At 70.9% G+C, this 26,976-nt stretch carries 22 protein-coding genes; 8 read left to right on the top strand and 14 right to left on the bottom strand.

Annotated elements, in window-relative coordinates:
• Nucleotides 1-69 precede the first annotated feature (69 nt).
• Genes ureC through WMF29_RS34765 form a run of 3 tightly spaced genes read right to left on the bottom strand, consistent with a single transcriptional unit; the run spans nucleotide 70 to nucleotide 3,404 of the window.
• Nucleotides 70-1,785, bottom strand: coding sequence for an urease subunit alpha (gene ureC, locus WMF29_RS34775; RefSeq protein WP_437324404.1), 1,716 nt, complete (start codon nucleotides 1,783-1,785; stop codon nucleotides 70-72).
• Nucleotides 1,782-2,486 (bottom strand): urease subunit gamma, encoded by a 705-nt coding sequence (gene ureA, locus WMF29_RS34770; RefSeq protein WP_272095497.1) that lies wholly within the window; start codon nucleotides 2,484-2,486, stop codon nucleotides 1,782-1,784. Before ureA ends, ureC begins: the two co-directional genes overlap by 4 nt.
• Before the next feature lie 54 nt (nucleotides 2,487-2,540).
• Complete coding sequence (locus WMF29_RS34765) at nucleotides 2,541-3,404, bottom strand: urease accessory protein UreD (RefSeq protein WP_437324403.1); 864 nt, start codon at nucleotides 3,402-3,404, stop codon at nucleotides 2,541-2,543.
• A 507-nt stretch (nucleotides 3,405-3,911) separates the two neighbouring features.
• On the opposite strand from WMF29_RS34765, the gene WMF29_RS34760 reads away from it, so the two are divergent.
• Both WMF29_RS34760 and WMF29_RS34755 read left to right on the top strand, forming a co-directional pair.
• Nucleotides 3,912-5,258 (top strand): class I SAM-dependent methyltransferase, encoded by a 1,347-nt coding sequence (locus WMF29_RS34760; protein WP_437324402.1) that lies wholly within the window; start codon nucleotides 3,912-3,914, stop codon nucleotides 5,256-5,258.
• 102 nt (nucleotides 5,259-5,360) lie between these two features.
• Nucleotides 5,361-6,476 carry an aminopeptidase gene (locus WMF29_RS34755; RefSeq protein ID WP_437324401.1) on the top strand — a complete coding sequence of 372 codons (1,116 nt, stop codon included), beginning with the start codon at nucleotides 5,361-5,363 and terminating at the stop codon, nucleotides 6,474-6,476.
• A 1,450-nt stretch (nucleotides 6,477-7,926) separates the two neighbouring features.
• Here the strand turns inward: WMF29_RS34755 and WMF29_RS34750 are convergent.
• From WMF29_RS34750 to WMF29_RS34740, 3 genes are all read right to left on the bottom strand, one after another.
• The gene (locus tag WMF29_RS34750) at nucleotides 7,927-8,445 is read right to left on the bottom strand and encodes a nuclear transport factor 2 family protein (RefSeq protein WP_437324400.1); all 519 of its coding nucleotides are present in this window, start codon (nucleotides 8,443-8,445) and stop codon (nucleotides 7,927-7,929) included.
• 83 nt (nucleotides 8,446-8,528) lie between these two features.
• Entirely contained in the window at nucleotides 8,529-8,843 is a 315-nt protein-coding gene (locus WMF29_RS34745; RefSeq protein ID WP_437324399.1) for a hypothetical protein, read from the bottom strand.
• A gap of 67 nt (nucleotides 8,844-8,910) precedes the next feature.
• On the bottom strand, nucleotides 8,911-10,185 hold the full coding sequence (locus WMF29_RS34740; RefSeq protein ID WP_437324398.1) for a SpoIIE family protein phosphatase: 1,275 nt from the start codon (nucleotides 10,183-10,185) through the stop codon (nucleotides 8,911-8,913).
• 421 nt (nucleotides 10,186-10,606) lie between these two features.
• Between WMF29_RS34740 and WMF29_RS34735 the strand changes: the two genes are divergently transcribed.
• Genes WMF29_RS34735 through prs form a run of 3 tightly spaced genes read left to right on the top strand, consistent with a single transcriptional unit; the run spans nucleotide 10,607 to nucleotide 14,678 of the window.
• Complete coding sequence (locus WMF29_RS34735; RefSeq protein ID WP_437324397.1) at nucleotides 10,607-11,647, top strand: LolA family protein; 1,041 nt, start codon at nucleotides 10,607-10,609, stop codon at nucleotides 11,645-11,647.
• Nucleotides 11,647-13,758, top strand: a complete 2,112-nt coding sequence (locus WMF29_RS34730) for a class I SAM-dependent methyltransferase (RefSeq protein ID WP_437324396.1) — start codon at nucleotides 11,647-11,649, stop codon at nucleotides 13,756-13,758. The genes WMF29_RS34735 and WMF29_RS34730 overlap by 1 nt, the downstream gene beginning before the upstream one ends.
• The gene (prs, locus tag WMF29_RS34725) at nucleotides 13,755-14,678 is read left to right on the top strand and encodes a ribose-phosphate diphosphokinase (RefSeq protein WP_437324395.1); all 924 of its coding nucleotides are present in this window, start codon (nucleotides 13,755-13,757) and stop codon (nucleotides 14,676-14,678) included. The genes WMF29_RS34730 and prs overlap by 4 nt, the downstream gene beginning before the upstream one ends.
• A gap of 62 nt (nucleotides 14,679-14,740) precedes the next feature.
• On the opposite strand, the gene WMF29_RS34720 is transcribed toward prs, so the two are convergent.
• A complete protein-coding gene (locus tag WMF29_RS34720) occupies nucleotides 14,741-16,084 on the bottom strand; it encodes a DUF1552 domain-containing protein (protein WP_437324394.1) in 1,344 nt (447 codons plus the stop codon).
• 387 nt (nucleotides 16,085-16,471) lie between these two features.
• Between WMF29_RS34720 and WMF29_RS34715 the strand changes: the two genes are divergently transcribed.
• The 3 genes from WMF29_RS34715 to WMF29_RS34705 all read left to right on the top strand — a co-directional run bounded on the left by WMF29_RS34715 (nucleotide 16,472) and on the right by WMF29_RS34705 (nucleotide 18,533).
• Nucleotides 16,472-16,705 (top strand): hypothetical protein, encoded by a 234-nt coding sequence (locus tag WMF29_RS34715; RefSeq protein WP_437324393.1) that lies wholly within the window; start codon nucleotides 16,472-16,474, stop codon nucleotides 16,703-16,705.
• Nucleotides 16,706-17,216: 511 nt separating this feature from the next.
• The gene (locus WMF29_RS34710; protein WP_437324392.1) at nucleotides 17,217-17,687 is read left to right on the top strand and encodes a ferritin-like domain-containing protein; all 471 of its coding nucleotides are present in this window, start codon (nucleotides 17,217-17,219) and stop codon (nucleotides 17,685-17,687) included.
• A gap of 60 nt (nucleotides 17,688-17,747) precedes the next feature.
• Nucleotides 17,748-18,533 carry a leucine-rich repeat domain-containing protein gene (locus WMF29_RS34705; protein WP_437324391.1) on the top strand — a complete coding sequence of 262 codons (786 nt, stop codon included), beginning with the start codon at nucleotides 17,748-17,750 and terminating at the stop codon, nucleotides 18,531-18,533.
• Here the strand turns inward: WMF29_RS34705 and WMF29_RS34700 are convergent.
• From WMF29_RS34700 to WMF29_RS34670, 7 genes are all read right to left on the bottom strand, one after another.
• Entirely contained in the window at nucleotides 18,458-20,218 is a 1,761-nt protein-coding gene (locus WMF29_RS34700) for a M23 family metallopeptidase (RefSeq protein ID WP_437324390.1), read from the bottom strand. The two genes, WMF29_RS34705 and WMF29_RS34700, sit on opposite strands and share 76 nt — an antisense overlap.
• Nucleotides 20,215-20,823, bottom strand: coding sequence for a hypothetical protein (locus tag WMF29_RS34695; RefSeq protein WP_437324389.1), 609 nt, complete (start codon nucleotides 20,821-20,823; stop codon nucleotides 20,215-20,217). The genes WMF29_RS34700 and WMF29_RS34695 overlap by 4 nt, the downstream gene beginning before the upstream one ends.
• Before the next feature lie 171 nt (nucleotides 20,824-20,994).
• Nucleotides 20,995-21,612, bottom strand: coding sequence for a DUF4276 family protein (locus tag WMF29_RS34690; RefSeq protein WP_437324388.1), 618 nt, complete (start codon nucleotides 21,610-21,612; stop codon nucleotides 20,995-20,997).
• A complete protein-coding gene (locus WMF29_RS34685) occupies nucleotides 21,555-22,802 on the bottom strand; it encodes an AAA family ATPase (protein WP_437324387.1) in 1,248 nt (415 codons plus the stop codon). Before WMF29_RS34685 ends, WMF29_RS34690 begins: the two co-directional genes overlap by 58 nt.
• Nucleotides 22,803-22,965: 163 nt before the next feature.
• Nucleotides 22,966-23,772: a glutaredoxin domain-containing protein gene (locus tag WMF29_RS34680; RefSeq protein ID WP_437324386.1), complete on the bottom strand. Its 807-nt coding sequence runs from the start codon at nucleotides 23,770-23,772 to the stop codon at nucleotides 22,966-22,968.
• Nucleotides 23,769-25,865 (bottom strand): ABC-F family ATP-binding cassette domain-containing protein, encoded by a 2,097-nt coding sequence (locus WMF29_RS34675; protein ID WP_437324385.1) that lies wholly within the window; start codon nucleotides 25,863-25,865, stop codon nucleotides 23,769-23,771. The genes WMF29_RS34680 and WMF29_RS34675 overlap by 4 nt, the downstream gene beginning before the upstream one ends.
• A gap of 206 nt (nucleotides 25,866-26,071) precedes the next feature.
• Nucleotides 26,072-26,698, bottom strand: coding sequence for a glutathione S-transferase family protein (locus WMF29_RS34670; RefSeq protein ID WP_437324384.1), 627 nt, complete (start codon nucleotides 26,696-26,698; stop codon nucleotides 26,072-26,074).
• Between the last annotated feature and the right edge of the window lie 278 nt (nucleotides 26,699-26,976).

Here is a 26,976-nt window from a genome sequence, read left to right as displayed (position 1 = left end):
ACAGACGGAAGCAGACGGAGAGAAGGGTGAACCCGCGGGCGAGGAGCGGCCGAGAGCGAGCTCCCCGCCTCAGAAGAGGCTGTACCTCTGGGCGAGGGGCAGGATCTTCGCGGGGTCGCAGCGGAGCAGCTCGCCGCCGGCCCTCACCTCGTACGTCTCGGGATCGACCGTGATCGGCAGGAGCGTGTTGTTGAGGCGCATGTCGGCCTTGCCGATCTTGCGGCACCGGCGGACCGCCGAGAGGCGCTTCTTCAGGTCGAGCCTGCGGATGCTCCCCTCGTCCATGGCGCGGCTCGACACGAACGCGATGCTCGTCTCGCCGACCGCCGCGCCGAGCGAGCCGAACATCGGGCGCATGTAGTACGGCTGAGGCGTCGGGATCGACGCGCTCGGATCGCCCATCTGCGCCCAGGCGATGAAGCCGCCCTTGATCACGAGCTCCGGGCGCACGCCGAACATCTGGGGCCGCCACAGCACGAGATCCGCGAGCTTGCCCGGCTCGACCGACCCGATCTCGTGGGACATGCCGTGCGCGATGGCCGGGTTGATCGTGTACTTGGCCACGTAGCGGCGGATCCGGAAGTTGTCGTTGTCGCCCTGCTCCTCGGGCAGCCGGCCGCGTTGATCGCGCATCTTGTGCGCGGTCTGCCAGGTCCTCGTGATCACCTCGCCGACGCGGCCCATCGCCTGGCTGTCGCTCGAGATGATGCTGATCGCGCCGAGGTCGTGGAGGATGTCCTCGGCCGCGATGGTCTCGCCGCGGATGCGGCTCTCGGCGAACGCCACGTCCTCCGGGATGTTCCGGTCGAGGTGGTGGCAGACCATGAGCATGTCGAGGTGCTCGTCGAGCGTGTTGACGGTGTACGGGCGCGTCGGGTTCGTCGAGCTCGGGATCACGTTCGGCTCGCCGCAGATGCGCAGGATGTCGGGCGCGTGCCCGCCGCCCGCGCCCTCGGAGTGGTAGGAGTGGATCGTCCTGCCCTTGAACGCCGCGATGGAGTCGTCGACGTAGCCCGACTCGTTCAGCGTGTCGGTGTGGAGCGTGACCTGGATGTCCTCGTGCTCGGCGAAGCTGAGGCAGCAGTCGATGGCGGGCGGGGTCGTGCCCCAGTCCTCGTGCAGCTTCAGCCCGACGGCGCCGGCGCGCACCTGCTCGAGCAGCCCCTCGGGCGACGAGGTGTTGCCCTTGCCCGTGAGGCCGATGTTGAGCGGCAGCACGTCCGTCGCCTGCAGCATCAGCGAGATGTGGCGGGCGCCCGGGGTGCACGTGGTCGCGTTCGTGCCCGTCGCCGGGCCCGTGCCGCCGCCGACGAACGTGGTGACGCCCGCCGCGAGCGCCTCGTACCCCTGCTGCGGGCAGATGAAATGGATGTGCGCGTCGACGCCCCCCGCCGTGACGATGTGCCCCTCGCCGGCGATGACCTCCGTCGTCACGCCGACGATCATGCCCGGCGTGACGCCGACCATCACCTTCGGGTTGCCGGCCTTGCCGATCGCCGCGATGCGGCCGCGCTTGATGCCGATGTCGGCCTTGTAGACGCCGGTCCAGTCGACGATGAGCGCGTTCGTGATGACGCAGTCGAGCGCCTCGTCGTTCGAGGCGCCGGGCATCTGCCCCATCCGATCGCGCAGCACCTTGCCGCCGCCGAACTTGCACTCGTCGCCGTAGGACGTGTGATCCCGCTCGACCTCGGCGATGAGGCCGGTGTCGCCGAGCCGCACCCGGTCGCCGACCGTCGGCCCGTAGATATCGACATAGTGCCGCCGCTGCATCTTGTGGCTCATGCCTGCTGCTCCTCCGGCGCGGCGTGCGCCGCCCCGCCGTGCGGGCCGACCTGCACCAGCGTGATCGTCTTCTCGTCGCCCGGCTCGAAGCGGACCGCGGTGCCCGCGGGGATGTCGAGCCGCATCCCCGCCGCCGCCGCGCGGTCGAACTCGAGCGCTCGGTTCGTCTCCGAGAACGGGTAGTGGCTGCCCACCTGGATCGGCCGGTCGCCCAGGTTCTTCACGGGGAGGGAGAGCCGCCGCCGGCCGGGAGAGAGCTCGATCTCGCCGGGCTTCACGAGCACCTCGCCGGGCGCCGGCTCGGCGGTCGCCTCGCCCTGGCCTGCCTGCTGGAAGAGCGACAGGTCGGGCACGGGGAGGAAGCTGCCGTAGAGCGCGAGCGCCAGATCGCCGTGCTCGAGCGCGATCGGGTGGTGGACGGTGACGAGCTTCGTCCCGTCGGGGAAGGTCCCCTCCACCTGGACCTCGGCGATCATCTCGGGGACGCCGGCCATCACCTGCGCGCGCCCGAGAAGGCGGCGACCGACGTCCATGAGCTCGGCGACGCTGCGGCCGTCGCGGATCAGCTCGAGGATCTGCGTCGCGATGAGCGCGACGGCCTCCGGGTAGTTGAGCCTGACCCCGCGCGCGAGGCGCTTCTGGGCGAGGAAGCCCGCGCCGTGCAGCACGAGCTTGTCGAGATCACGAGGCGCAAGGTGCATGTTCGCCCTCTCTCCGGCGCGGTGACGCCGCGGCGTCGCCGGCGCGGCGCGAAGCTACCACTTTCGTGCGAACGGATCATCACCGAGCTCACCCGCGAGGAAGCCGAGCGCGCCGCGGAGGAAGCCGGAGACGCGCTCGACGCTCGTGCCCGCGACGCGCACGACGGCGCCGCCGCCCCGGAGCGGGCTCGCCGACGCGACGAGCTCGGCGCGCCGCTCGGGCGGCGGCCGCGGCGCGAGCAGCGCCTCCGCCGCGCTGGCCGCGCGCGGGCCGAGCGCGACGAGCGTCGCGAGGGCGTCGAAGCGCCCCATGCGCTCGGGGAGCGCGCCGTGCGCCGGATCGAGCAGCGTCGCGTCGAGCAGCGCGGCCCGCCCGCCGCGGCTCACCCGGATGCGCGACGCGTACCTGTCGAACGCCCAGCGCTCGCCCCGCGCGCTCCGGCCCGAGGACAGCGCGTCGACGAGCACGAGCGACGCGTCGTCGGCGAGCGCGACGTCGATGTCCTGCTCGTACCGCGAGCCCGCGAAGCAGACGACCGGATCGGGGATCGCGACGAGGAGCCCGCCTCCCTGGACCTCGGCCTCGAAGCGCTGGCGGCTGCCGAGGGGCGAGCGGTAGACCTTGGTCGAGGCCTGCGTGCTGAGCAGCGCGGCGGCCCCGCGCCCGACGCGCGCGTGGAGGTGGAGCTCGTCGCCGCCGACGAGGCCGCCGCCGAAGCTCGCGACGAACACCCACGCTGCCTGCCCGTGGTTCTTCGGAGCGAGCAGCCTGAGCGGGCTCCTGGCGAGCGCCTTCTCGAGCACGGTGCGCGCTCCGACGCGCGTGAACACGAGCTCACCGCTGCCGGCCTTCCCTGCGCGCCGCGCGGGCGGCGGCGGGTCTCGCGGGGCGGCGGGAGGATCGCTGGGCGTGTCCACGGGCCGGCCTGCGTACCACGGACCGCGCCCCGGCCGCGAGGGAGCGCAGCGCGTGCCCGGCGCGAGCGGCGCGAGGCCGTCCTGCGCGCCCGGCCGCGACGGAGCGGAGCGCTTCCCGGGTGGGATGGAGCACAGGCGCGCACCGGGCGCGAGGGGGTGCAGCGCGCACAGCGGATGGGTACGTCACGCGACCAGGAACACGACCAGGAAGGTAGGGAGAAATTCGAATCATCTTCCCGATTTCCCTCCTTCGTCTGGAACATGAAACATCCCGGACACGCGAGCATGTTGTCGGGACTCTCCCGAACAGCACTGCGGTGCTATGAGCGAGCCAGCCACTGCGTTCCTCCTGTCCCTGACGACACCGCGTGTCCGGGGTGTCCGCCGGCCGCTGTGGGCGTTCTGTGACTCGTTGTGATGGCTTTTGCATGGATGACATGTCGCTTGACGGGAAAGCGCAGCTCGGGTCAGCTCGTCGGGCGGCCGGGGGGCCGCGGAGGGGGTCCGATGTTCATCGTCAGGAAGGGCGAAATGCCGCCGTGGTCTCGTCGGTTCAAGGAAGCGGCGTCGCGCCTGCTGGAGCGCCACGGCGGGACCCCGTTCGAGCTGCGCTTCTGGGGCGGCGAGCGGCTGCGCTTCGGCGCGGGCGCGCCCGAGTTCGCCGTGACGTTCAGGACGCGTCGGTCGCTCTGCGAGACGGCGTTCCGGGGCACGCTCGGCCTCGGTGAGGCGTATGTCCGGCGCGAGGTCACGTTCGAGGGAGATCTCGAGGACTCGCTCGCCGGCCTGTTCCAGCTCGCTCGGTCCGTGGAGGCGCGCCTGCCGCGCCTCGTGCCCGCGTCGTCGTCGTTCGACCGCGGCCTCTCGGGCGTGCTCGACGCGCTCCGGCTCGGGCTGCTCTCCGGGGCGGCGAAGCGCGAGAGGCTGGCCGTCGAGCGTCACTATGGGCTAGGCAACGACTTTTACCCTCTTTACCTGGACAGGCGCCTCCAGACGTCGTGCGGTTACTTCAGCTCTCCGGGCGAGACGCTCGACGACGCGCAGGCGCACAAGATCTCCCTCGTCGCGCGGAAGCTCGCGCTCCGGCGCGGGCACCGGCTCGTGGATCTCGGCTGCGGGTGGGGGCACCTCATGTTCCACGCCGCGGAGGCGTACGGGGTGCAGTGCCTCGGCATCACCCTTTGCGAGAACCAGGCGAGGTACATCCGCGAGCAGGCGGCGGCGCGGCGGCTCCCTGTCGAGGTCCGCGTGATGAGCTGCGACGAGCTCGAGGACGAGCCGCGGTGGGACCGGCTCGTCTCCCTGGGCTCGATGTGCCATGCCGGCGAGCGACGTATCGAGGTGTTCTATGACAGGGTGAAGGCGCTGCTCGCCCCGGGCGGCGTGTGCGTGCTCGAGAGCGTCACGAGAGAGCAGGAGTCGTCGCGGACTGACCCCTTCCTGCAAAAGCACATCTTCCCGGGGTACTGGCCTCCTTCGCTCCACGGGATGGCGACGCGCGCCTCGACGCGCGGCCTCGACGTGCTCGACGCGGAGAACCTGCGGCGCCACTCCGCGCTCACGGCGCGCTGCTGGCGCCGTAACTTCCTGGAGAACAGGGAGAAGATCGAGCGGATCACCGGCTTCGACGGCGCCTTCATGAGGACGTGGGAGTTCTATCTCGCGTGCGCGGCCGCCGCGTTCCGCAGCGGGCACCTGGGCGCCATCCAGATGGTGCTGTCGAACGGGGCGCCGCGCGACTACCCGCTCGCACGCGAGCCCCTCTATGCCACGGAGGAGCCCTCTCTGCGGGAACGCGCGCCGATCGTCCCGGCCGTGCAGCTCAGTTCGTGGGGGGCGGCGCTGCCGTCCTGATCGGCCGGGCGCGGCCCCGCGCGCTCCACCGGCACACGCGGGACGCGCGTCCTCTGCGCGGAAGAGCTTGTTAAGCACGCGCGGCCAGCTATCAGCTAGAGGATGAGCGAAAGGCTTGCGGCCAGCGCCCGTCGCGGCGCCGCGCCCTCGTGGTCCGTGTCGCGCCCTCGCTCCGCGGCGCGCATGGTCTGCGCCGCCGCGGGGCTCGTCGCGCTCTGTCTCCTGCTCGCATCGTGTACACAGGCCCGCTACATCGCGCAGGCGGGCGCCGGCCAGCTCTCGATGGCCTGGCGCGCCGAGTCGCTCGAGGACGCCGCCTTCGACGCCCGCAAGCCGTGGCGGACGCGCGCGTTGCTGCGCGAGGTCCCGCACATCAAGCGCTTCGGTGAGCGCCACGGGCTGACCCCGACCGGCAATTACAGGACGTATGTCGAGCTCGATCGCCCAGCCGCCGTCTGGGTGGTGAGCGCGTGTGAGCCGCTCCGGTTCCGCTCGAAGACATGGAGTTTTCCTATCGTGGGTACCGTCCCCTACATGGGGTGGTTCCATCTCCAGGATGCCAAGGCGTTCGCGGCGCCGCTCAAGGCGGCCGGCTGGGACGTCGACGTGCGTCCGGCGGGCGCCTACTCGACGCTCGGCTGGCTCGAGGATCCGGTCCTGTCCACGATGATCTCGGACGGGGACGAGGCGCTCGGCGACCTCGCCAACGTGGTGCTCCACGAGTCGCTGCACGCGACGCTGTACGTGAAGGGGCAGACGAGGTTGAACGAGAGCCTCGCGAGCTTCGTCGGGGACGAGCTGACCAAGCACTACCTGGACGAGCGGGTGGGCCCCTTCTCCGCGGAGAAGACGGCCTACATGAGGGAGCTGGAGAGGAGCGAGGTGCGGACGCGCGCGCTGCACGCGGCCTACGTCCACCTCAATCGGCTGTATGCGTCCGCGGCGCCCGACGCCGAGAAGCGGGCGGAGAAGGACGCGGTGCTGGCGCGGCTCAAGGCCGACATCGGCGCGCGCCGTCCGATCAACAACGCGTCGCTCGTGCAGTTCCGTGTCTACAACTCGGGGACTCCGGAGCTCCGGGCGCTGCTCGCGACCTGCGGCGGCAGCTGGCCCAGGTTCCTGGGCGCCTTGCGGAAGCTCGAGCGCCACAGATTCTCGGCGCCCCAAGAGAACATCGCCGGGGTTGTCGAGCCGTTGATTCAGGCCGGCTGCAAGTAGCCCTGCGAGCTGCGCTGTGTGCCGCGAGCTCTGCCGGATGTGCCGCGAGCTGTGCCGTGTGCAGCGAGCTGCGCTGTGTGCCGCGAGCTCTGCCGGATGTGCAGCGAGCTGCGCCGTGCGCCGTGCGCTGCGCCCCATGTGCGGTGAGCTGCGCGCCGCGCTGCGTATCGCGGGCTGCGCTGCGTAGCGCGCTGCGCCTTTGGCGGGGAGCACGTCGTCGAGATACGACGCAAAGCGTCGATCGGAGTCGTCCTGCCCTGTTGCATTTCTACGCTTCCACAGTGCAGCGCAAGGCGTCCAGCTGCTCGAGGATGAACATATTCACGTCCAGGTAAACTCTGCGTTCTGGATCTGAACCCATCCCTGGATCGGACCAGTCCCTGCGGAAATGTATGACCGGTGCTGGCCTCCGGGCCTGCGCGCGCGCATCGGAGGGTGGGTTTCAGCGGCAATTTTGGCTGCTGGGCGCCAGGACCGCGGCGCCTCCGCCGTTGGCCCGCCGGTTGCTCTATGTATCCGCCAGATGTCGCCCCTGCTCGTCGTCCTGTTTCATGCGGACTCGAAGGGGATGACCCCTGGCATGACCTTCGCAATACAAGCCTCAGTCTTCGGGGGGACGCCGAGCGAGGAGAGCGGCGGCGCAAGCCGAGCGATCGCGACCCCGCCGTCACCCGAATGCCATGGCCCTTGCGGTATCGGGCTCCTTGATTGACTTGTCGCCGGTGCCGGCGGAGAGCTTCGGTTCACGTGTCGACAGACGCCTTACGAGGCGATTGAGGAGGGATGGCCGAAGTACGCGCGACCCGCGTCGCCCGTTGCGTTGGCTCATCCTGATCAGCTTGTCAGATTTCGGTTGGAGCTTTTCTTATCTGTTGTGCCGCTCTCGATGTTGACGCTGCTTCGCGCTTCGCTTCAGCTTCTCCCCTGCTTCGCTTGATCTTGCCCGTTCGATTCCGGATTGCGCTTCGTTCTTTGCTTCAGCTTCTTCTTTCGGTTTGACTGGCTTCTTGATTTGTCTTAGCCTCCCGCCCGTCTTCGCTTTGTCTTCGCTCTTTACTTGATTGCGCTTCGTATTGCTTTCCTGACTTGTTTCTTCTGATCGTGGGCCTTCCCAGGACTCCGGTGGATCTCCCTCCACCGGCGCTCCTGTGCGGTCCCGGTGGGTCCGCGAATGCGGGCCTCAGGCCGGCGGGTTCTTCCCGACCGGCCTTTCTTTTTTTTTGTGCGCACGAGCGCTCTCCTGGCGTGTCCTCGACGCCCTAAGGAACTCCCTTAGCTACAGCCTTTTTCAACGGAAAATTGAACAGCGAGGCGAGGAGATAGGGAGTATTCGAAGATCTCCTCCCCGTCTCCCCGTCGCCGTGTGAACTCTCCGAAGAATCTAAGGAGATGCCTTAGCCGGAGGCCGCGAAGTTCGTGGCCCGTCGCGTCTCGAGTCTGAGCGCGGTTATCAGCGGCCCTCGTCGCCAGGGGCTTGCCTGGGGTGGACGGTGGCAGAGACGATCTTCCACTCGCCGTCGATCTTCTCGAGCCGTAACGCTACGGGCAGCTCGTCGCGCCGGACCTCTTGCCCATGCCGGGCGCCCGTGACCGTCGCGGTGGCGGTCACCTCCGCCGTCATGCCGGCCGGGTCGATCTGGATCTCCGTGCCACCCAGGCTCACATCCGCGGTCTGATAGACGACCGCTGCCTGGGTCGCCGCGTTCGCGAGCTCGTCGCGGCCGCGGAGGCTGTCGCCGATCTCGGCGATGCGGGCGCTCGCCTCCTTCGCGAAGATCTCGGCGAACTCACCGCGAATGCGGCCGTGGCGCACCAGCGGATTCCGCTCGCCCTCGTCGATGCGCACCGCGTCCTCGAGCTGGGTGAGCCGTTCGCGGATCCGCTCTTCCTCGGAGGGCGAGAGCAGCAGCGCCGCCGCGCCGAGGACGGCGCCGGCGCCGATGAGCCCGAGCGGGAGCCAGCGCTTCATGCTCCGAGTATAGGCGAAGGCGCCGCGCGGGCGCGCGGAACCGCGGAGCCACGGAACCGAACGCCCGCAGGCGCCCCCGTGAGCTATCGCCCCACGATGGGCTCGAGGCACCGATCGCGCGCCTCGCGCAGGGCGCGGAGCTCGACGTCGATCCCCTCGCCGCCGCCCGCGTCGATGGTGAGGCGGTCGCATCTCGTACGGCGTGAGCCGGGCCGCGCGCCGCGGCACGACGGCGTGAGCCGGGCCGCGCGCCGCGGCACGACGGCGTGAGCCGGGCCGCGCGCCGCGGCACGAGGTCGAGCCGCGCGCCGCGGCACGAGGTCGAGGTTGTGGTCGAGGCCGCTGCCGCTCCGGCCCGCCATCTCGACCGACGACGAGGTGAGCCCCGCGGCGCCCATGTCCTGGATGCCGACGAGCAGGTCAAGCAGGCACCCCCGGACGCCCCCGCCGGACCCGAGCCGAGCTCTAGGCGTCCCGCTTTACGAGCAGCGCCGTGAGGTCGTCGATCTGCTTGGCCGAGCCGGCGAAGCGGCGCACCTCGGCGAGGAGCGCGCCGAGGATGTCGGACGTGGGGCGCGCGTGCAGGCGGTGGATGAGCTCGCCGACGCGCTCCTTGCCGAACACCTGCCCGGCGGCGTCCTGGTACTCGTAGAAGCCGTCGGTCAGCAGCACGAGGAGATCGCCCGGCGCCATCACGAGGGGCGGCGTCGGGGGCAGGTCGAGATCCTTGAACATGCCGAGCGGGACGGTCGATGGATCGCGCCACACGACCTGGCCCTCGGCCGCCCGGTAGTGGAGCAGCGGCCCCTGCCCGGCCGCGTGGAAGCGGAGCTGGTGCGTCGTCGGGTCGAGGATCCCGAGGAACGCCGTGATGAAGCGGTCGTTCGGCAGGTCCTCGATGAGCTGCTGGTTCACATGGTGCATGAGCGCGTCCATGTCGGCCGAGAGGCGCAGGCCGATGCGGAGCATCGCGCGGAACTGGGTCACGCTGAGGGCGGGGCCGATGCCGTGGCCGGCCGCGTCGGCGAGCAGCAGGAGCATCGGCGACATGTCCGCGCGCTCCTCGAGCCGGATGACATCGTAGATGTCGCCGCCGGTGTCGTCCGCCGGCTTGCTGAACGCCGACAGCGAGTATCCGGGGCAGCGCGGCAGCCGCCGCAGGAGGATGTTCTGCTGGATGTCGCGCGCGATGGTGAGGTCGTGCTCGAGCTTCAGCTTGATCATGCGCTCCTCGAGCAGGAGCGTGCGCTGCACGGCGACGGCCGCCTGCGCCGCGAGCAGCTCGGCGACGTCGCGCTCGTCGGGGCCGAAGTGGTCCGCCTTCGAATTCAGCATCTGGAGCACGCCGACGAGCTTGTCGTCGAGCCCGATGAGCGGCACCGTGATGAGGGATTTCGTGTGATACCCCGTACGGCGGTCGATCTCCTGATTGAACCGCGGGTCGGAATAGCAGTCGTCGACGAGGATCGTCTGGCGCTTGCGCGCGCACTCCCCGGCGATGCCCTTGTCGATGCTGACGCGGATCTGGGCCTCGCCCGTGGCGACACGGGAGTAAAGCTCCTTGGCCTCCTCGTCGTAGAGGAAGACGCTCCCGCGGTCGGCGCCTATCACCTCCCGCCCCGTCTTGATGATGAGCTCGAGCAGCTCGGTGAGATCGCACGGCGCCGCGAGCTTGCGCGAGACGTCCAGGATCAGGATGAGCGACGACGCATCGATCAGGGAGGGAGTGCCGGCGCGCATGCGGCCGGAGAGTTTGGGCTACGTGGAAATAGGGGTCAAGACATGGTCTCGCCCCGGGTGCTCATGACGACCTCGTCGCCAGCGCGTGTCCACCCCGCCGTTCCGCCGTTCCGCCGTTCCGGCAGGGGTCCGCCGCTCCGCTGACCCATCGCACCCATCGCGCCCATCGCCGTCGCGCCGTCGTTCCGCCGCCCTGGGGATCTCCGGCGTCCCTCGGCGCGCTGCGGCGAGCGTCGGCGTCCCTGCCCTCGGCGTGGCCCATTTTTCGAGCGACGACGGCCGCGAGCCGCCCCCCGCGACGATGCGAGAGCGCGGTCGATGCGGTCGGCCCGGGCCCCGGGGCGGTGGAGGTCGGCGCTACCACCTCGGCCCTACCTGTCCTAGAACACGCGACGCACTCTCCTTGAAAGCGAGCTCTTCGATGAACCGCCTCCGCCTCGTCGCCCTCGTCCCGGCCGCTGCCCTGGTCGTGGCGGCCTGCGACGCGCCGCCCGCTCCCGTCGGCGCGGCGCCCGACGCCTCGCCCTCCGCCGCCGCGCCGGCCCTGCCGCAGTCGGCCGACGCGCCGCCGCAGCCGGCCGACGCGCCGCCTCAGGCGAGCGCCCCCACGGCGGCTGACGGCGCGGGCGCTCCAGTGACGACGGACGCGGCGGGCGGTCGTGCGTCGGCCGACGCGGGCGCGCCGGCGGAGGACGCGGGCCGGAAGCGCGAGGACGCGGGCGCCGCGACGGCGGGGCGCGACGCGGGGCCGCTCGCCGGCGACGCGGCAGAGCGCGACGCGGGCGGCGGGCGCGCCGAGGCGACGGCGGCGACCTCCGCGCCCGCGCCCGGCACGTCGGAGCCGCCCGCAGTGCCGCCCGCCGCGGCGGGATCCGCGGACGCCGTGGCGGCCGAGGTCGACGCGATCTTCGTGGGCAAGAAGACGTACTCTGCCCGCTTCAAGCAGGAGCACACGCAGAAGGTCTCGGGGGCCGTCAAGAAGCAGAGCGGCACGCTGTCGGTCCAGAAGCCGGACAGGATCTCGTTTCGCTACGATCCGCCGAACCAGAACCGCATCGTGTCCGACGGCGTGTCGCTCAAGATCTACGTCGCCGAGGACCGGCAGATGTTCGTCACGCCGGTGCAGAACTCGGAGTATCCGGGCGCCCTCTCGTTCCTCATGGGCCACGGGCTCCGGCCGTCGTTCACGTTCACCTTCAACGAGAAGGCGAAGTTCGAGGGCGGCCCCGTGCTCGTCGGCAAGCCGCGGGCGCCGACTCCCCACTATGAATTCGTGATGTTCTATATCGACAAGGCGCTCCTCGCGAAGAAGGATCCGGGCGTCGTGCGCCGCGTCCTCATCGTCGACGCGCAGGGCAACCGGAACCGGTTCGACTTCGAGAACGCGTCGCAGCCCGCGTCGATCGATCCGGCGGAGTTCCAGTTCACGGCGCCGCCCGGCACCGACGTCAAGCAGAACTGATGACCCCGCGCCTCTCGCTCTCGGAGCTCTTTCCCGACATCCATCCGGAGTGGATCCTCGCCGAGGACGGCGATCTCATCGTGGTCGACAAGCCGGCTGGCCTGTCGACGCACGCGCCGGAGGCGGAGCGGATCGACGACATGGTGACGCGCCTCCGCGCCTTCCTCCGCGGCCGGGGCGACGCGGAGGCGTACCTCGGGATCCACCAGCGGCTCGATCGCGACACGTCGGGCGTCCTCCTGTTCACGCGGCGGCGCGAGGCGAACGCGGCCATCGCGCGCCAGTTCGAGGGGCGCACGGTGCAGAAGACGTACGTCGCCGCGGTCTCCGGCTTCGGCGATCGCCCGCCGCGCGGCACCCTCCGGCACCGCCTCGTCCCGGCGCCGGGAGGTGCGATGCGCGCGCTCGCCGAGACCGGCGGGGCGCGAGAGGATCGGGCCGCGGGGCGGGAGGATCGGGCCGCGAGGCGAGAGGATCGGGCCGCGAGGCGGGAGGATCGGACCGCGGGGCGGGAGGATCGGACCGCGAAGCGGGAGGATCGGGCCGCGGGGCGGGAGGATCGGGCCGCGAGCGGCGTGCTGGCGATCACCCGCTACCGCCTCCTCGAGCGCCGCGGCGACCGCGCCCTGCTCGAGCTCCAGCCCGAGACCGGCCGCACCCATCAGCTCCGGGTGCAGCTCGCGGCGATCGGCCTCCCGATCGCCGGCGATCCGCTCTACGGCGGCCCCGAGGCCCCGCGCCTGCTCCTGCACGCCGCCGAGCTCCGCCTCGATCACCCGGCCACGGGCGCGGCCGCGAGCTTCCGCTCGCAGGTGCCCGCGGCCTTCGAGGCGTGGCTCGCGGCCGCGCCGGCGGATCCGTACGCAGACGGCGTCGCGGCCGTCGAGCGCGCCATGCGCGAGGCCGCCGAGCGGCGGTACGGGATCGCGCGCGCCGGCGACACAACGGCGCTCCGGCTCGTCCATGGCGCGGGCGACGGCCTCCCCTCCGTCTCCGTCGACCTGTACGGCGAGCACCTCGTCGTGTCGCTGTTCGGCGCGGGCGAGGGCGAGCCGGGCGCGCCCCCGCGGGACCTCGTGCTCGACGCGGCCCACCGGCTCGGGGCGAAGGGCGTCTACCTCAAGGCGCGCCCGAAGCACGCGAGCGTCATCGTCGACGCGCGGCGCGAGGAGTTCGCGCCGCGGCACGCCAGCCGGGGGGAGGACGCCCCGGAGGAGTTCACCGTCCTCGAGCACGGCTTGCCGTTCAAGGTGCGGCTCGGCGACGGGCTCTCCACCGGCATCTTCCTCGATCAGCGCGAGAACCGGCGGCGGGTGCGGGAGCTGGCCCGGGGGGCCCGGGTGCTGAACCTGTTCGCCTACACGGGTGCGTTCACCGTCGCGGCCGTGGCGGGCGGCGCGCGCGAGAGCGTGACGGTCGACGTGTCCCGGGGCGTGGTCGCCTGGGCGCGCGACAACCTCGCCGCGATCGGCGCGGACCCGGCGGCGCACGTCGTGGTCGAGGCCGACGTGTTCCCGTGGCTGAAGGCCGCCGCCCAGTCGGGCCGGCGCTTCGACCTTGTCGTGCTCGATCCGCCGAGCTTCGCGACCACGAAGAAGAGCCGCTTCAGCGCGGCGAGCGATTTCGGCGCGCTCGCAGCGCTCGCCTTCCGCGTGCTCGCCCCGGGCGGCAGGCTGCTCGCCTGCACCAACCACCGCGGCATCGCGCGCGCCAGGTTCCGGCGTCATTTGCACGAGGCCGCGCGTGAAGCAGGATGCGACGTCGTGCAGATGAAAGATCTCCCCGATCCCGTCGATTTTCCCAGTGAACCAGGCGCGGAGTCCCACCTGAAGAGCGTCCTCGCCAGCGTGGGCGCGCCGTCCGCGCGGGCAGAGAAGGCTGCGCCGTCCGCGAAGGCAGGGAAGGCTGCGCCGTTCGCGAGGGCAGAGAAGGCTACGCCGTCCGCGAAGGCAGGGAAGGCCGCGCCGTTCGCGAGGGCAGAGAAGGCCGCGCCGTCCGCGAAGACAGGGAAGCCTGCGCCGTTCGCGAGGGCGGCGAAGGCCGCTGCTGCCCGGGGCGCGCGCCGAGGGCCCGCCGCTCCGGCCCGGACGACCCGCCGAGGTGCGCGATGAGCCAGCGGCGCCTGCTCATCACGATCAGCTCGTACAGCTACCTCGAGCCTGCCTTCCTCGCCGCGGGCGACTTCGAGCGCGGCCTCGTCGAGCGCAAGAGCTTCCCCGACGGCGAGCGCTACCTGCGCGTCGCGGTCGACTGCTGGGGGCGCGACGTGGTCCTGCTCGGCGGCGCCCCCCGGGACCTCGACTGGCTGGAGATCTACGATCTCGGCTGCGCCATCTCGCGCGCAGGCGCGCGGTCGCTCTCCATCGTGATGCCTTATTTCGGCTACGCGACCATGGAGAGGGCCGTGAAGCCGGGCGAGGTGGTGACCGCGAAGACGCGGGCGCGGCTCATCTCGGCGATCCCCTCGTGCGACGCGGGCACGCGCATCTTCCTCTTCGATCTGCACACCGACGGCATCGAGTTCTACTTCAGCGACTCGCACGTGACGCGCCACCTCTACGGCGCTCCGCTCATCACGCAGGCGGTCCGCGAGCTGATGGGCGATCGCCCGTACGTGCTGGCGGCGACGGACGCCGGTCGGGCCAAGTGGGTGCAGAGCCTCGCCCGCGGCCTCGGCGTCGAGCCGGCGTTCGTGTACAAGGAGCGGAGAGGCGACGGCGTCGGCGTGACCGGCATCAACGCCGATGTCTCGGGCCGCGAGGTCGTCATCTACGATGACATGGTCCGCACCGGCTCATCGCTCGTCCAGGCGGGGCGCGCCTACCTCGCCGCCGGCGCATCCAAGGTCCACGCCGTCGCGAGCCACCTCGTCTTGCCGGGCGACTCGCTCGAGAAGATCAGGAAGGCCTCCGTGTTCACGACGCTGCTCGGGACCGACTCGCACCCTGGCAGCCAGCAGCTCGCCGATGCGCCCGGCGCGCTGCACTCGGTGGCGCCGCTCCTCGTGCGTGCGCTCGAGCGGGAGGTATAGGGAACCTCCGGCGAGAGGCGTTTCAAGGACCGCATCGCCAGGCCAGGCATCGCGCGAAATGCCTACGTGAGGTTCGTGAGCGGCCCGGTGCAGTACTCACGCAAGCCGAACGTGGTCCGGGGGTCGCCGAACAGGTTCAAGATCGAGACGAGCAGGTTGTTGTGCGGGAGGTTCGGGTACCGGACCCAGCGCCCGGTGCGCAGGCCCCCGCCGCCGCCTGCCAGCAGGAACGGCATGTCCGTCTTTCTGTGGGTCGGCGGATCCGAGATCTCGGAGCCGAAGAAGACGACGCTCTCGTCGAGCAGCGAGTGCCCGCCCATGTCGACCTTCTCCATCTCCTGCAAGAGATAGAGGTGCTGCTCCGAGTACCAGGTGTAGATGAGCTCGCACTCGGCCGGCCTGAAGCCGCCCATTTCCTGGTAGAAATGGTGGTGCTCGGTCAGCTTCAGCCACGGCAACGTGTACTTCGCCTCGGTGTCGCTCCACTGCAGGGTGCCGACCGCGGTGATGTCGCAGGCGAGCGCCATCACCAGCATGTCCGTCATCAGCTTGCCCACCTTGGGGATCGCCGCGTCGGTCGAGCTGTCCACGATCGAGCCGGGGTCGTCCGCGTTGAGCCCCGCGCTCGGGTTGTAGTCGGACGTGTCGACCATCATCGGGGCCCGGCAAGCGCTCGTCGCAGCCGGCGTGCTGCCGAGGCTCTGCTCGATCTCGCGGATCTTCGTCAGGTGCTGGTCGAGCTTCTGCTTGTCGGCCGCGCCGAGCCGCGCGGAGAGGCCGGCGTAGCGCCGGTCGAGGTAGTCGAGGATCGATCGCTTCCGCGCGAGGCGGAGGGCGGCGTCGTTGCTGGCGCCGGGGTCCAGCGTGCCGAAGAGCTCGGTGAAGATCTCCACCGGATCGATGCGCGGCGGGATGGGGCTGTACGGCGCGGTGTCCTCGAAGTTGGCGATGTTCATCGGCGACATCAGGCCGTGGGACTTGCCCGTCGCCCAGCGCACCGCGAGCTGGACGCTCGCCTTCGCCTTCTGACCGTCGGAGATCCGGGAGGCGATCACCTGATCGATGGACGGCCCCCTCGCGTAGCCGGTCGAGGTGGTCATCTGATCCGTGCCCGTGAGCCAGGCGATGATCCCGCACTGGTGCTGCTCCCCGCGCGCGCTCTTCATGTCGAGGCCGTCGACGACGAGCAGCCGGTCCTGCACCGGCGCGAGCGGCGCCAGGATGGGGCCCAGGGTGAAGCTCGTCTCGGTGCCGGTCGGACGCCAGCGGTCGATCAAGGTCCCGCCGGGCGTGTAGACAGCGAGGAAGCGCCGGGCGGGGGCGGGCTGCGCGCGCGCCGGGCGCTCGGTTCCCATGATCTCCAGCCACGGGAGCGCGACGGCGATGGCGCCGGCGCCTCGCAGCATGGCACGTCGGCTCAAGCGGAATTTCGACATACGCCTCGCTCCTTTCACGCAGCCATGCAGAGGAAACCGTCCGTCCGGGTGAGCTCGACGAGGAGCGCAGGTCCGTGACTCGCGGACCCAGACATGGTTCTCCCTCCTCACCCGCACCGGCCAAGCCGAGATCCCCTGATTCAACAATACTCTTTACGAAATGCCCAGGGGGATTGTCGCGCGGGGCCCACCACGATGCGGCTCACCACGAGAGCACATGCCGCCGCGCTGGTGCGAGGGGCGTGCGAGGGGCCACGTCGTCGAGCGCGCAGCGCGCAGCGCGCGGCGCCGAATTCCCTTGCCGGCGCCGATCGGCGCGTGGATGCTCGCCCCGGATGCGCGGCTCGCGCAGAAAGGATGAGCGTCGAGGCCATGGACGAGCTGGTACGACAGGTCGCAGAGAAGGTTGGCATCTCGGAAGACAAGGCCCGCGTGGCCGTGGAGACGGTGGTCAATTTCCTCAAAGAGAAGCTCCCCGCGCCGCTCGCCGCCCACGTCGACACCGCGCTCGGCGCGGCGGCCCCCGCCATCGCCAACCTCGACGTCGGCAGCCTCGCAGGCTCGCTCGGCGGCCTTTTTGGCAAGAAGTAGCGGCATCTCCGTCGAGCGCGGGGCCGGGGCGCTCTCGACCGAAGTCCACCTCTCCTCTCCTGATCCTGACCTGGACAACGCCGCCTCCTGAGCCTGACCTGGACGACGCCGCCTCCGCGCTTCATGCGGAGGTGCGCTCATGTCCAGGACGTGCTCGCGCTTCGTTGCCTGGTGCGGCGCGAGCACGCGCCGATTGCGCCCCGGCACGCCACGGCTCCGTCCTGGTCCGGCGCGCGCTCGACCCGGCGTCGCGGGGCCGTGGCCTCGATCTGGGTTGAGTCTTCGCATCCCCTCGAGCGCAGGCCCTGGAGAGGGCCGTCTCGGGCGCGGCGGCGGGCGACAAGCGTGGAGAACCGCGGGTTTCCTGGACGACGCGCGCGCAGCGATGGATAGCGGCTGCACAGGCGGGCCCCGGCACCGGGCTTGCGAGCATCGAAGGCCTGGAGAAGCACCCGCCCACCTCCCTCTTCACGCGGGCGGTCCGCTTCCGCGAGGAGAGGAGCGATATTCCATGGCGTCCGTGATCGGCGGCGAAGCCGCGTTCATCGGGTCCTTGACCGAACTGATCGAGCTCAATTGGTCCACGGTGGACGCGCTCGCAGCAGCGCTCTCGCGGATGAGCCGACCAGGCGACAAGAGCCGGCTCGCGAGCTTCCTTCACGATCACGAGCGTCACCTCGAGGTGCTCGCCGCCCTGGCCCACGAGCTAGGCGAGCCGCCGGTGGAGAGCGCCGTCCGACCCAAGCTGAAGAGCAAGGCGCTGACGAACGGGATGGTCGGAGATCGGGCGATCCTCGAGGCGATGAGGCATTACGAGGAGGACAGCTGCGCTGCTTACGAGCGGATGATATCGTTCCGTGAAGGCCTCTCCGAGCGCGCGCGCGACGTCCTCCGGCACTCGCTCGCGGTGGAGCGGCGCCACCGGGACTGGTTCTCCGAGCAGCTCGACTCGCGACAAGGGCTTTTGCTGTTGCCGCTGTAGCGCGCGAGCGCCCTTTAGAAGACGCGGCCTTCCTGCGTCGTCTCGTGTATCATCGCGGCGATGATTCGCCCTCTCGTCCTTGCATCCCTTGGCATCGCCCTTCTCCTCCTCGGCTGCGACGAGCCCCAGAAGCCCGTTGCGGGGGCGGCTTCGGCCGCGCCTTCCGCGGTGAAGCCCGCCGACGCGCCTCCTGCCGCGAGCCCCGCGGCGGCGGCCAGCGCGCCGCCGAAGAAGCAAGACGTGGTGTGCACCAAGAGCGATCCGGTGACCTTCTCTCATCCGGCGCTCGAGGCCAGGGTGCGGCAGCAGCTCCAGAAGCCCGAGGGGCCGATCAAGCGCGCCGAGCTCAAGAACATCAAGACCATGAACCTGTCCGAGGCCCAGGGGCTCGACGAGCTCGATCCGTGCATTTTCCCCGAGCTCACGGGCCTCAAAGGGCTCTACCTGCCGCCGGGCAAGATCGACGACCTCCGCCCGATCAAGGGCCTGCTGCGGCTGGAGTCGCTGCGCATCTCGGCGACCCTGGTCAAGGACCTCTCGCCGCTCTCCGGCCTTGTCAAGCTCGACCGGCTCGACATCGGCCGCACGCCCGTCGCCGACCTCTCGCCGCTCGCCGGCCTCACCAGCCTCACCGAGCTCCAGTTCGATGAGACCGAGGTGACCGACGTGAGCCCGCTCGCCGGCCTGAAGAAGCTCGAGATGCTCCAGATGAAGCGGACGCGGGTGAGCGACGTGTCGCCGCTGCGGGAGCTCAAGAGCCTGAAGAACGTCTACCTCGAGGGCTCTCGGGTCGAGGACGCGAGCGCGCTCCGGTCGATCCCCGGGATCAAGATCCACGAAGGCTGAGCCGGCCTGCCCTCACGCGGCGCGCTCGCGCGTCGCGCCGAGCGCCGCCGCGTGCGGGCCGCGCCGAGCGCCGCCGCGAAGAGCCCGAGCTGCCAGCCCGCTCCGGCAGAGCCCGCGGCGCCTGCGCCGGCTGCGCCGCACTCGCAGCGCAGCTGCCCGTGAACGCCGACGTTCGTGCCGTGTGCGCCCTCCTCCACGTCTCCAGCCGGAGCGCCCCCGGAGCCGGCCTCGCCAGCCCCACCGGCGCCCGCGCCGCCGGCTTCGCCCGGCAGCGGCGGCGCGTCGATGACGTAGAGCGGCCCGGAGCCCTGCACAAGGAACGGGCGCGGCCGCAGCGCCGGCCCGAGCGGCAACGCGGCGAGCCTCGCGGCCGGCCACTCGACAGCCCCGTCCGGATCGAGATTCCACGCGCCGGCCACCTCGGCGTCCGGCACGGCCCGCCGCTCGGCGCCGTCGATCAGCCAGAGGGAGGCCGCGCCGTCGTCGCCGCGCACGAGCAGCGGCGACGACGGGAACGCGTCGCCCTCCGGCAGCGCCTGGAGCGCCGGGTCCGGCGCGCTGGCGACGTCCCAGAACCGCGAGAACCCCCAGGCGCCCAGCGCGCCGTCGCCGCCGAGCGGCCGCCTCACGCCGGAGGGCAGATCGAGCGGGCACTCGAGGGCCCTCGGGCTCCCCTCGAGCTCGACCTCCTCGCCGCTCAGCGCGTCGACCCCGTAGGCGTGGACCGCGTGCTCGCCCCCGAGCAGGCTGAGCGGCATCGGCGCCTCGAAGCCGTGCGTGCACGAGCCGAGCGGCTCGCACGGGTCGTCGCGGCGCAGGTCCGCGGGGAAGCTGTAGCCCTCCGCGCCCGCCTCGGTCGCGGGGACGTCGAAGTAGAGCCGCGCGTCGCCCGGCGCGCTCTCCGCGTCCGGGTCGCGGGCCCACCCCGCGATACCGCTGCAGCCGGCGGTCTCGAGGGCGCCCTCGGGGGGCTTGTTGAGCAGCGCCTCGTACGAGGCCACGAGCGATGTGTAGGGCGGCACGTAGACCACGCCGACGCCGCTCACGGACTGCCGCACGTTGAAGTGCAGGTGAATCGTCGTCGGCGTGCCCCCGAAGACGTTGGACACCCGCCCGATGCGCTCTCCGCGCGACACGTCCTGGCCGGGCGAGACCTGGACATCGGACATGTGCAGATAGTCGTAGCGAGTCCCGTCCTCGCCGGTCAGGTAGACAGAGTAGCTGCCGACGCTCGTGATGGTGCCGTCCACCACCGCGACGACCCAGTGTCTCCCCGCCTCGCACGTCGCCGGCCGCACGTCCTGCCCCTGGTGCCCTGTGCCGGAGGGGCAGAGAGGCATATCCCACGAGCGCAGCTCGCAGTAGTTGTCGCGCCACGGATAGGCGTAGTTGTCCGCGTCGCACTGTCCACCGGCAGGGCCCGCGCTCCCGCCTTTGCTGTAGACCTGGGAGTTGGCGAACGCCGGGCCCTCCTCGAGCGGAAAGCGCATGGAGGCGGCATACACCATGTCGTCGACGCGCCCCTCTCCCGAGCCTGGGAGGAGCTCGCCGGCCGGGCGGTACGAGAACGGATCGGCCGCGGCGGCGCGCGTCGGGAGCGCGAGCGCGACCGCGAGCGCGGCTGTCGCGATCAGCGAGGCCAGCGCGGCGGAGCGGGGGCGCAGCGGGCGCAGCGGCGCGATCATGGCATGTCTCCGGCGGCCCTGGGCTCGTCGCCGCCCACATAGACGAGCTCCGAGGCGAGCTCGAGGACGAGCGCGTCCGAGGCGCACGCCGGCGCCTCCGGGGAGGCGCACTCGACGTCGAGCGCGTACGAGACGCCGTTCTCGATCCACGACGCGCTCCAGATACCCTCGTTCATCGTGACGAACGCCGGCGCCCCGCGCACGGCGCGGGCCCCCCGGAACGGTGGAATGCTCGGATATTTGTGCGCGAGGCGGGTCATTGTGAGCGAGACGGTGATCGCGTCCGTCTTTGCCCAGAACGAGGTCCAGTGCTCCCTGGCGACGAGGACCGGCGCCGCGAGGAGCTCGCGCTGGGACGGCACGAGCACCGGGACCCGCGAGGTCCTGGCGGCGTGGGCCGCGGTCTCCGGGAGCGCCGCGAGCGCGGCCCGGTCGACCGAGGCGGCCGGCGGCCAGGTGACGGCGGAGATCACCGGGGTCACCGCCGCGACGAGCGGCTGGGCGGCGGCCGGATCGCGTGGCGCCTCGGACGGGGGCGCGGCCTGGTCGCACGCGGCGACCGCAAAAGAGAGGAGGATAACAACAGCGGTGGGTGCGCCGCGCATGAGGCCTCGCGGAAAGGGACCCTCTATTCTAGTCGAAAATCGGCAGGCCTGGCCAAGAGGCGGTGGGGGGCGCGCAAGATGTCGTCGGGATGTGACCGGGACGACTTCACGCTTTGCGTGGTGACGCCTTGGAGAACTGTCCGAGGAGGCCTCGGATCGGCGTCCCGCCATTCAGTCGCTGCGCGCCATCGCCAGCATGTCGTCCAAAAGGAGCTTGAGGTGCGGGCACTTGTCGTAAGCGACGCCGGGATCGAGCGTCCGGAACAGGTTGGTGCCGTCGATCACTTTCTTGTATCCCCTCTTCAGCTTCTCGCGATAAAGGCGATCGAGGAGCTTCGCGGGCGGCATGTCGAAGTTGACCGTCTCCGGCTGCGCGCACTTGCCCGGGAGTGCGCCGCGCACCTCCGCTGGAAGAATCGAGGGACTGGACAGCAGCCATGCCTCCGTCTCGTGTACCGCAAAATGCTGACGGTACCTCGGATTCCGCACCTTGCTCTCGATATCCTTCTTGAACCATGCGTATCGCTCGTGCACCGTGGTCCTGTCCGGAGGATAGATGGTCGGGCCGTACAGATCGAGCACGCCGACGGCTCCCACGACACCCGCGCCCGTTTTGCCGGTCAAGTTCAGCTCCACCTTTTTGGCGATCTCGTCATAGAAATTGGGCCAACCGTCGAAGCGAACAGTCTTGATGCCTATGGGCTGCGGCACCCGCGGGTCGAGCCACCGCTTCAGGAACTCAGGTAACGCCTTCTCGGTGTGGCCCTCGACGAAGAGGACGATCTCCATACCATCCCCTCGAGCTCTCTCGAGCGGAACAGCGCGCCCAGCGTGTATTGATCGAGCCACCTGCGGAGCTCATCCCCATCGACGATCGATAGACGTGTCTCACCGTCCTGCCAGCGCGCCACCGTGGTCACTGGAGGCTCCCCGGCGAACGCATCCAGGAGCTGGTCGGAGTGCGTGGTAAAGACGACTTGGGAACGCTCGGCCGCGTCGACAGCGAGCTCCGCCACGATGGGCAGCATGCTCGGGTGGAGACCGACCTCCGGCTCGTCGATCGCGATGAAATCGGCGGGGCTGGGGCTCGCGAGGATGGCGACCAGAAGGAGAAAGCGGACCGTGCCGTCCGACAGATCTGCGGCCGACTGCTCTGTTCGCAGAGACCTCCACCGGACACGGAGCTGTACCCGCTGGTCCGCCGCCGGCGGGAAGACGAGCTCCTCGTAATCCTGGCCGAACGCGGCGCGCATCGCGTCATCCACCACCCTCTTGAAATCGCGGCTCCCCGTGTAGAGCGTGTGGAGCACCGGGATGAGGTTCTGCCCGTCCGCGGCGATACGGCGCTCCATCCTCGCCACGGCGGCCTGCCTGAGCGGCGCCTGCTGATCGACGTGCACATCATGGTAGATCGACCAGCCCGATAACACGTCGCGGAACCCCAGCACCTGCGCGCTCCCGAACGGTCCTGCCAAGAGTGACAGCAGCGTCTGGTCGTCGGGCACGCTTCCATCGTGCGCGGCCAGCTTGCGCTCCCGAGCATCGAACATCACCGCGTGGCCAGGACGCCTCTCGAGGAATTTCTTCGGTTCAGCCTTCTGGCCAATGTCCTTGAGATGATAGTTCGCCAGCTGCTCATGCTCGATCCTGTACGCGCTCGTCCCACCGAGCCTCCGGAGGCGCAGCTCGTACGTCAGCGCCTCCTTGACGCGGTCTCGTGCTTCGCCGAGCGGGTCCGTCTTCACCGTCCAGGAGATCTCTTGCGCCGAGCCGTCCCAGAGGAGAGGACCGATGCCACCCCACCTCAGTACCTCCTGAGGCAACTCGCCCAGCGCGCTTCTCTGGAGCACCGCGAGCGCACGAAGCAAGTTGGACTTGCCAGAACCATTGGGACCGATGACGACGTTCAGCCGGCCAGGCTGCCATGTCACGTCACGCAATGAGCGGAATCCAGCGATGCTCAGCTTCTGGATACCCACGGCTCGATCCTTTCTGTGAATTCGCCATGCCGGGCGCGCTGGTCTGCGGGACAGGAGCTACCGCCGGCGCCATCATCGAAGAGGCCGGCGTGTTCGCGCTCGTTGTAACATCGCACCCTGGAGTCCGGCCAGCGCTGGGCCCTCCCTGCCGGCTGTCAGCGCCTCAGAGCGTCGTCCCGCCCGCCGCCCGCGCGAGCGCCTGGTCAATGGCCCCCGGGCTGAACCCCACGAGGATCTGCCCCCGCACGTCGATGATCGGGATGCTGCCGCCGCGCTGGTGGCTCTTCGCGAGCTTGTCCTGCATCTCCGCGGCCGCGCCCGCGTCCTCCTCGATGTCCTTCACCACCGCGGCGATCCCCTTCGAGCGCAGGTAGTCCGCGGCCTGGTGGCACGGCTTGCACCACGAGGCGCCGTAGATGATCACCGTGACCCCCGCGAGGTGGCTCGGCGCGCCCGGCGCGCCGGCGCCCGCCGAGCCGCCGGGGCCCGGCGCCGCGGGCGGCGGCGCCGTCTTCGCGAGGTGCTCGGCGCGCCGCTTCTCCAGCAGCGACTCCCATTCCCTCCGCGGCATCGTCCGGACCGCATACGTGCCGTCCGGCCGCTTCTGCGTCAGATCCGCGACGTAGAACGCGTCCCGCGTCCCCTCCGTCCGGTCCGAGAGCATGGCGCGAACGAGCGCGCGGCCCTCGGCCGGCACGTCGGCCGGGCGCATCTCGACGTGCGTGTCGCCCTTCTCGTCGATCCACGTCAGCATCAGGTTCGCCGTGTCGTCGCGGAGCTCGAGCGGCGGCAGCTCGGCGACGGCCTGCGCCGGCGTGGTGCCGTCGTCGCGCTTCTCCTTGCACGCCGGGCCGAGCGCCGCCGCGGCGAGCGCGAGCAGCACCCCCGCGACACGGGCCCACGCGACGCGCCCCCCTGCGACGCGCCCCTCTGCGACGCGTCCCCCCGGCGGGCCCCCCGCCCCCCTCACGCCTCGCCTCCCACCGTCGCCGCGGCCCCGAGCTCCTCGCTCAGCGCCATCCACTCCGCCATCGCCGCGTCGACGCGCTTCGCGAGCGCCTGCTCCTCGCGCGCCGCCGCCGCGAGCTTCGCCCAGTCGCCGCCCGGGTCCTGCTTGAGCGCCTCGCGCATCTCCGCGAGCCGCGACTCGCCCGCCGCGATCTCCGCCTCCAGCTCCTTGACCCGCTTGCGCTTGCGCTCCGTCGCCCGCGCCGCCGCCTTGTCGCTCTCGAACGCCCGGCGCCGCGCCGCCGCGTCGCCCGCGCCCGCGTCGTCCGGCGGCGGCATCGTCGCGCCGCTCCGCCGCACCGCGCGGCCAGGAGCCTTCGCGCCCCTGTCCGCCGCCTCCGCCCGCGGCTCCTCGCGCGGCGGCGGCGCGCTCGCCGCCTTCCGCGCTCCCCGCGCGCCCTTCGCCCTCTCGCCCTCCTCGCGCGCGCGCTCCGCCTCCTCCGCCTCGGCCGCGAGCTTCTCGAGGTTGTCGCGGTAGTCGCGGAAGCCGCCCGGGTAGATGTCCACGCGCCCCTCGCGCACCGCGACGATGCGCGTCGTCACCGCCTCGAGGAACCTGCGGTCGTGCGAGACGAGCAGCACCGTGCCCTCGAAGCCCGCGAGCGCCTCCTCGAGGATCTCGGCGGCGGGGATGTCGAGGTGGTTCGTCGGCTCGTCGAGGAAGAGCAGGTTGCGCGGCTCGAGGAGCAGCTTGCCGAGCGCGAGCCGGCTCCGCTCGCCGCCGGAGAAGCCCTGCACCTTCCGGAGCGCGTCGTCCCCGTAGAAGCGGAAGCGCGACAGGTACTGGCGTGTCGCGTCGACGTTCATGTCGGCTCGCACGCTGCGGATCTCCTCGACCGCGGTCCTCGACGGGTCGAGCGAGCCGAGGTGCTGGTCGAAGTAGCCCTGGCAGAGGTTCGTCCCGCGCCGCACGTCGCCCGTGTCCTCGGGCGCGCCGGCGCCGGCGAGCAGCTTGAGCAGCGTCGATTTGCCGGTCCCGTTGGGCCCCACGATGCCGACGCGGTCGCCGCGCCGCAGGAGGAGGTCCACCCCGGAGAAGAGCGTGCGCCCGCCGCGCGAGGCGCCCAGCCCGCGCGCGTCGAGCACGATGTCCCCGCTGCGCGGCGCGGGCGCGAACCGGAACCGGACCTTCTCGGCGGTCGCCCACACGTCCTCGGGCCGGTCGATCGTCTCGAGCTTGTCGAGCATCTTGCGCCGGCTCTGCGCCTGCTTCGTCTTCTGGCCGGCGATGTTGCGCCGGATGAAGTCCTCGGTCTTGGCGACGAACGCCTCTTGCCGCTCGGCGAGCTCCCGCTCCCGGGCGAGGTCCTCCTCGCGGGCGAGCGCGTAGTCGCTGTACTTGAGCGGGTAGGCGCGGAAGCTGCGCTGCCCGAGCTCGAACGTGTGCGGGCAGACGGCGTCGAGGAACGCGCGGTCGTGCGAGACGCAGAGCAGCGCGCCGCCGAGGCCCGCGAGGTGCTTCTCGAGCCAGGTGATGGTCTCGATGTCGAGGTGGTTCGTGGGCTCGTCGAGCAGCAGGAGATCGGGCTCGATGGCGAGCACGACGCCGAGCTGCAGGCGCCCGCGCTCGCCGCCGGACAGGCTCGCGACGGGGCGCTCCATGTCGGCGGGCGAGAACCCGAGGTGGGCCGCGATGATCTCCACGCGGCGCTCGAGGTCGTCGCCGCCGGCGATGTGGTAGCGGTCGGTGAGATCGCTGAGGCGGGCGAGGTCGGCCTCGCTGCCGCTGGCGGCCGCGTGCTGCGCCGCGGTGAGGGCGTGGCGCAGCTCGAGCACCTCGGAGAAGCCGGAGAGGAAGGCGTCGAGCACCGTGCCCTCGGCCGCGAGCTCGTGCGACTGCCGGAAGTACGCGAACCGGATCCCCTTGCGGATCACGACCGAGCCCGTGTCGGGGGTGAGCTCGCGGGTGACGAGGCGGAGCAGCGTCGATTTGCCTGCGCCGTTCGGGGCGACGAGCGCGGCGCGCTGGCCTTGCTCCAGGGAGAAGGTGATGCCCTGGAAGAGCCTGTCCGCGCCGTAACCGAAGCTGAGGTCGGCGACCTGGAGGACCGTCATTGCGGCCGAGTTCTAGCATGTGTCGGGCGCGCGCAAGGGGGCTCGGAGCGCGACGCGCCGGGCGCGCGCAAGGGCGCTCGGGGCGCGGGCCCCGACATCGCGCCGACATGACGCCGACAGCGCGCGTGACGGTCGGCGCGGGCCGCGCGGGCGGTGAAGAGGCGGCGGCGCCTCGCCCGCTCGGGGCGAGCGAGGCGCCCGCGGGCTCAGTCGTCGACCATGGCGGCCTTCACGGCCGGGCGCTCCATGATGCGGCCGAGCCAGCCCTTCAGGTTCTTCAGATCCGAGGTGTCGATCTTGGTCATCGACAGGCCCCACCCGAGCACGGACGCGAGATCGAGATCCGCCAGGGTACAGCGCTCGCCGGTGACGTACGGGCGGCCGTCGAGCCGGCCGTCGAGGATGCGGAGCAGGCCGCGCACCTCGTTCAGCGCGGCCTCGGCCTGCTTGGCGTCCTGCTGCTCCTTGGGGAACCACTCGCTCGTGTTCTTCATGTAGCGGTACAGGGCGCTGGTGACGTTGACCTGTCCCCAGACGAGCCAGGTCAGGGCCATGAGCTGCTCGGGCGAGCCGGGGGCCGGCCACAGGCCCTTCTGGACGCCGTAGCGCTCGCCGAGGGCGATCTGGATCGCCACCGACTCGAACATCGGCGTGCCGTCGATCACGAGGGTCGGCACCTGGCCATTGGGGTTGAGCGCGAGGAACTCCGGCTTCCTCTGGTCTCCGGCGCGCAGATCGACCCGGACGGCCTCGTGGGGGACGCCGAGCTCGGCGAGCGAGATGCGGATGCGACCAGCGCTGGACTGAGGGGCGTAATAGAACGTGATGGTCATGGTTGGCCTCCGGCGCCCCTTGTAGTGGATCCGATTCGCCGCCGTCACGCTCATCGTGCGTGGGGCCGCCAAGTTTCCTCGGGGCCCCGTTGAACAGCGGTGTTCCCATTTTGTCATGGGGAGCAAGAAATCGACAGTAATGGGCGGCTCACGAGCGGCGGTCCCTCAAGCACCGATCGGCGCGAAGAGTGAACAGGAGAGTCGTCAGGACAACACGAGAGCTTCTTCTCGCCGACGGTCTTCATGGTCAATCCACGCGCTCTCCGCGCAAAGCGCAG

The sequence above is a fragment of the Sorangium sp. So ce381 genome (assembly GCF_051473845.1).
Taxonomy (GTDB): domain Bacteria; phylum Myxococcota_A; class Polyangia; order Polyangiales; family Polyangiaceae; genus Sorangium; species Sorangium atrum.
Note: the sequence above shows the minus strand (reverse complement) of the source record. Positions and strands in the feature narration are given on the sequence as shown.